Origin of the sequence: Brevibacillus sp. SKDU10 (genome assembly GCF_001645205.1) — a bacterium.
Taxonomy (GTDB): Bacteria; Bacillota; Bacilli; order Brevibacillales; family Brevibacillaceae; genus Brevibacillus_B; species Brevibacillus_B halotolerans.
In genome coordinates this window covers 1-4,761 of sequence record NZ_LSSO01000055.1, presented here as the reverse complement: position 1 = coordinate 4,761, position 4,761 = coordinate 1, and the positions used below count along the sequence as shown (strand labels likewise).

5 protein-coding genes and 1 pseudogene are annotated in these 4,761 nt (G+C 33.3%); 1 reads left to right on the top strand and 5 read right to left on the bottom strand.

Translation table 11 applies throughout. The annotated features are described in order from the left end of the window. Window positions 1-13 precede the first annotated feature (13 nt). The 5 genes and pseudogenes from AYJ08_RS04200 to AYJ08_RS04185 all read right to left on the bottom strand — a co-directional run bounded on the left by AYJ08_RS04200 (window position 14) and on the right by AYJ08_RS04185 (window position 3,791). On the bottom strand, window positions 14-370 hold the full coding sequence (locus AYJ08_RS04200) for a (2Fe-2S) ferredoxin domain-containing protein (RefSeq protein WP_064016710.1): 357 nt from the start codon (window positions 368-370) through the stop codon (window positions 14-16). Window positions 371-922: 552 nt separating this feature from the next. Beyond that, window positions 923-1,261 (bottom strand): hypothetical protein, encoded by a 339-nt coding sequence (locus tag AYJ08_RS04195; protein WP_064016709.1) that lies wholly within the window; start codon window positions 1,259-1,261, stop codon window positions 923-925. Between the two features lie 867 nt (window positions 1,262-2,128). After that, window positions 2,129-2,782 (bottom strand): hypothetical protein, encoded by a 654-nt coding sequence (locus AYJ08_RS04190; RefSeq protein ID WP_064016708.1) that lies wholly within the window; start codon window positions 2,780-2,782, stop codon window positions 2,129-2,131. Between the two features lie 399 nt (window positions 2,783-3,181). Beyond that, window positions 3,182-3,481: pseudogene (locus tag AYJ08_RS24300) on the bottom strand (YolD-like family protein). A 127-nt stretch (window positions 3,482-3,608) separates the two neighbouring features. After that, on the bottom strand, window positions 3,609-3,791 hold the full coding sequence (locus tag AYJ08_RS04185) for a hypothetical protein (protein WP_031411222.1): 183 nt from the start codon (window positions 3,789-3,791) through the stop codon (window positions 3,609-3,611). A gap of 110 nt (window positions 3,792-3,901) precedes the next feature. Between AYJ08_RS04185 and AYJ08_RS04180 the strand changes: the two genes are divergently transcribed. Then, window positions 3,902-4,567 (top strand): hypothetical protein, encoded by a 666-nt coding sequence (locus tag AYJ08_RS04180; protein WP_064016707.1) that lies wholly within the window; start codon window positions 3,902-3,904, stop codon window positions 4,565-4,567. Window positions 4,568-4,761: the final 194 nt, after the last annotated feature.

Sequence of the window (4,761 nt, the reverse complement as noted above, 5' to 3'; positions counted from 1 at the left end):
GGAGTCTGTTCTTTTATTTCTTTACCCCAAGCGCTACCGTTTCATTTCTAACAAATCCGTCACCGGAGTATCTATGGCTAATTTTAGGTTGATAATGCTGTCCTTGGACAAGATGTTCTACAATCTCTTTCGCATCCTTAGGCTGAACATTTTGATACCAAACTCCCTCTGGATACACAATCAAGACACAGGCATCCTCACAGCGTCCATTACATCTGGTCCGGGTTGTATGAATCTGTTCATCTGCTCGCTGCCGGGCTATTTCCTGACGAATCGCCACAGTGACTTCTTCGCCACCTTTTCGCATGCAGCTACCACCATTACATAGCAGGATATGGTGCTTTGTTTTCGATAAATCCCATGTTGCCATAACCTTCCCCCTTCTGGTTTCCCCTTATTGTATCAGCATTTGACTGAAAATGATTCCTTATTGAAATGTTTTGGAGAGTTTGAGCACATCCTTACAGTTTCTTTTTGGTACATGTATGTACAGAACAGATTAATATGCCATCTCTTTGTAAGCAAAAATGGAGAACTGGGTAGATAATGGATTATTGATTCTGTTTTCCTACAGTACCTGAATTAAATCAGATGAATTGAATTGGTTTTATCGAACCGTAAGGAGCTTTTAACATAATAAAAAACCGTCAGAAGGATCTGACGGCCTTATGCTTTATCATTTAGTTGTATCTTTACCATTCACATATTCGGTATAGGTAATTGATAAATAGTTCCCATAGTTATATTTTTTTCATTTTGGCTTGTATTATTTGAGATTTTTGATTTACGGTTTGTTCCATACATCCCGAAAGAAGAAAAGTAAATATCGTAACTATCATAAAACAAATTCTCTTTCTATTCATGCCCACGTTCCTTTCTTTACATGTAAAGAGGATAGGGTAAAAACCCTATCCTGTACTTATTAAAACTCATAATAGTATCTACCTTTAAATGATAGATTTTTATCCCATTTCAGTCCAAAGTCTTCAACACCCGTTTTCCATATATCCAGCACAGCATCTGGTAATGCACCATTGTCCCTCTTAGTTACTGTGGCTGCTTTGTTATTTGCTGTATTACGTGCGTTGATAGTGGTATTATATTTTGGATTATCAATGTCACCTCTTGTAGCACAATCCCCTTTTACTAATTTATTATCATTTTCACCTGTTGTATCGGTAAAGTTTGTAAATCTCCCTGTACCTAATAAGTAACAAAAATTTAAATATGGGATAACTTCCCAGATAAAAGAGCTAACCAAAAACGATTTTATCAAAATGGTTGAACAATATTTGAAATATGTTGTCTTAAAGCACTGCCTCTTTGATAGAGAAGCACAGTTGATTTGAGGCTATCTGTTACTTGAAGTTGGTTTGCAAAAGAACAAGTCGTTTCCTAAATGTAATGTAAGGAAACGACTTGTTCTTTTAGATTATTGATCAATCTTCACTACATCCATACAGGTATCCCCAAAAATCCTCTAAGCTTAATCCTTATGAAGTGGGAATCAAACTTCTTTATCCATCCCCATGCAGTTTCGATAAAAACAACCTTCTTTTGTCTCTTTCCATCAGCTACTTGTTATTAGATAGTCATATTGGCGTAAGTCAGAAATCCTGTAACAAAACTCGACTAGCTCATCCTCTTCTATAATCAGCTTTTCAATCAATTTCTTATTTTTGTGAAGCTGACGTAACAGCTTTGCATCCTGTTACTTAGTGAGTCAGCTTAGGCTATTTTTTCTTATTCAGATTTTTGATAAGTAAAATAATCCCTACAATAGCTAGGATAAGAATTATAACCCCTGTATATCCAACAGACCACCCTGCATCTCCAACAGACCCCATTGATACTTCACTCCTTGTTATCCATTTAATAACTCTATTACCACCATCAATGAAAAGTAAAGCTTTTAATTAAAATCATTGTTATTTTACGGAATTTATTCCTTTTATTTACAAGTATTATTTATATATATATATTATATTTTTTGTAAATATTTATTTTATCTAAGAGGAAATCATCTTGAAAAACCCTATCTCTTTAGGGGCTTTCAGCTTGTAGACAAAATACCGAATAGTAATGGAGCCCTGCAGAAAAAGCACCACAATGGGTACTTTACGGATAGTTATTTTTTCTCTAAAACATTTTTATCACTTTCTACCTCAATACCTATCATATTATGTATCTTTAAAATAGTTAATCGTTTTCCGTCAACTTCATAAACTACTCTTGGCTCTGATTCTTGTTTCTGCTCTGCTAACTTATTCATACTATCTTCAAAAAGATTCACAATATCCTGCGGACTATAAGTTGGAAGTACTTCTTTTAAGAAAAACTGTAGATAGGCAACAACCATGTTGCTTTTAATTTGATCATCAGTGATATAGCCACTAATACTTAATCGTTTCAAATCATTTTTGGGACCAAAAAACTGAAAATTTACGTTAGCAACCTCATCTTTAGCATGTGCAGTTTCTAGAATAGTTCCAGAATTGGAAACTGTCCATTCTAATCTTGCTCCAACGTCATCAAGTTTCTTCTTAAACTGTTCGATAGTTAGACCCAATCCTTTAATAGCATCATACTTTTCTTTTGCTATTTTTTGGATTCTTTTAATCGTTTCCGGATCAAGTTCATCAGAACCAGATTTTCCTTGAGGTTGTTTTTCTTCAGCTTTTACAGCGACAGTAGATTCAGCCTTTACATCCTCAGTATTTTTTTGGGATGTGCATCCAACTAACAGAGTTGGAACTAGTAATAGAGATATTATTTTCTTCATATATATTCACCTCAAGCATATATTACTACGCATCTTCAGAATAGTCACTGCAAAAAAACATTTAGACCAAAATATCTTTTTCTGTAAATATTGTTTAATAGTCACTAGATTGTGTTGTCTTAGTATTCTGCTTAGCGTTTTATCTACAGTTCTTTTTCTTTTATTTTTTCTAGCTACTAACATGCTTACATGTAAACTGTTGATTGAGTGAGAAGAAAAGGCTGAGGCAACAAAACTAGCCCAAGAAAAACTTAAATTAACATCTCGGGAAGCAAAGAATTATATTGAGCTACTATAAAAACATTAAGCCTTGTATTAGTTGTAAGGCTTTTTAAATTTTCATTTTTAAAGATAGAGCTATGATTTGTTGTCTACTCTCACTACATTTTCTACAGGTATTTACCAAAAATCCTCATCTTTCTTTAACTTGATTTGTTTAAACGTTGAATCAAACTTGTCTACCCATCCCCAAGCAAATTCAATTACTCCTCCGCCTCTTTTGTCTCTTTCCACCAGCTAATTGTAAGGACATAGTCATACTAGCGTGAGTCAGATATCCTGTAACAAAACTCGGCTAGCTCATCACTATCAAGGATCGGTTTCTCGATTAGTTTCTTATCCTTGTGAAGCTGACGTAAATCTCCGCGTGTTTAGGCAGATGAAATTTGTTACAAGCGGATCAAGTTTTTTGCTAGCCATCTATACTCTCTTTATATGCAAATATATGTTCTTATTATTTAATTCTGGTTAGGTTATACAATAGTTAAAATAAAAAAGGGCCAACTGCTTTTACAGCAGTGGACCCGAAAATCATTGTAAATAATACTTATTCCTTCTTTTTTTTATTTTGTTCCTCAAGCAAATCTACAACCTTTTGTAGCATTTTTATTGTTTCATCGTGTTTTTTATTAAATTTCTGAGAGAAAAACCTATATATCCACACAATTACGAATACTATCAGAAACAAAAAAAATAATTGATATAATGAAGAGATAATGCTAAATTCCATCTAAAAAACCTCCTTTTTTTGGTGTATTTTCCATAATTATTTACTTACAGGAAAAAATATGGTAAAACAAACTTGCATAGGGATTATACCAAATAATAGGAGGCTTTTAAATGTTCAAAAAAATCATCGCACCTTTCTTAGCACTTTCATTAGCATTCTCTCTATCAACTCCATTTCAAGTACAAGCAAAAGAAAAAAGCGTAGACGTAATTGATATGACAAATTACATCACAGAAGAACATTTAGATTCAATTAAAGGAAACGAGAAAACCTTTGAACAATTAATGAAGGAATACCATCTTGAAAGAGCTGATGACCAAGAAGTTGGAGGTAGTACTATAAAAGTCAATAGTCCTGAGGAACTTCAAATATTTCTCGAAAGTATTAGATCTGAAGAAGGAGAAGAATTTGTAAAAACAGATCGTATGATGATGAGAGCAGCTGCTGATAAAGAAACAAAAGTAACTAGAGAAAAAGAGCACACTTATTTTAGTCTTGTAAATTCTACAAAAGTTACCCTAACAGCGAACTTCACTCTTAAAGGCGATGGTTCTTTTAGATATATTAGCAAAGTTAGTGCTAAGATCAAAGCAAAAGAGTACGGTTATGGAAATGAGTTTGTAAATGGTGATACAGATTATGATTTATTAAAAGGTAATACGAAAGCAATTGTATATGGAACTGGTGATATCAAACAAAGAATTACAACCGACTTTGGAGATGTTGTTTATAATTACGATCCTGTTAAATTACAGCTTGAATATGAGGTTTATTAAGGGTGACGTTATTTCAATTTTCAAAATATAAATACTAATTCCTTATACAGCATCATAAACTTTTACCTTATCTAAAAAAACGTCCTCCAACATCGCGAAGGCTAGTCAGCCCATTATATAGGAATAGTTATAGTATTTAAAAATGGTTTTACCCCCTAGGAATTCCTAGGGGGTATTCTGTGTATAAATGATTT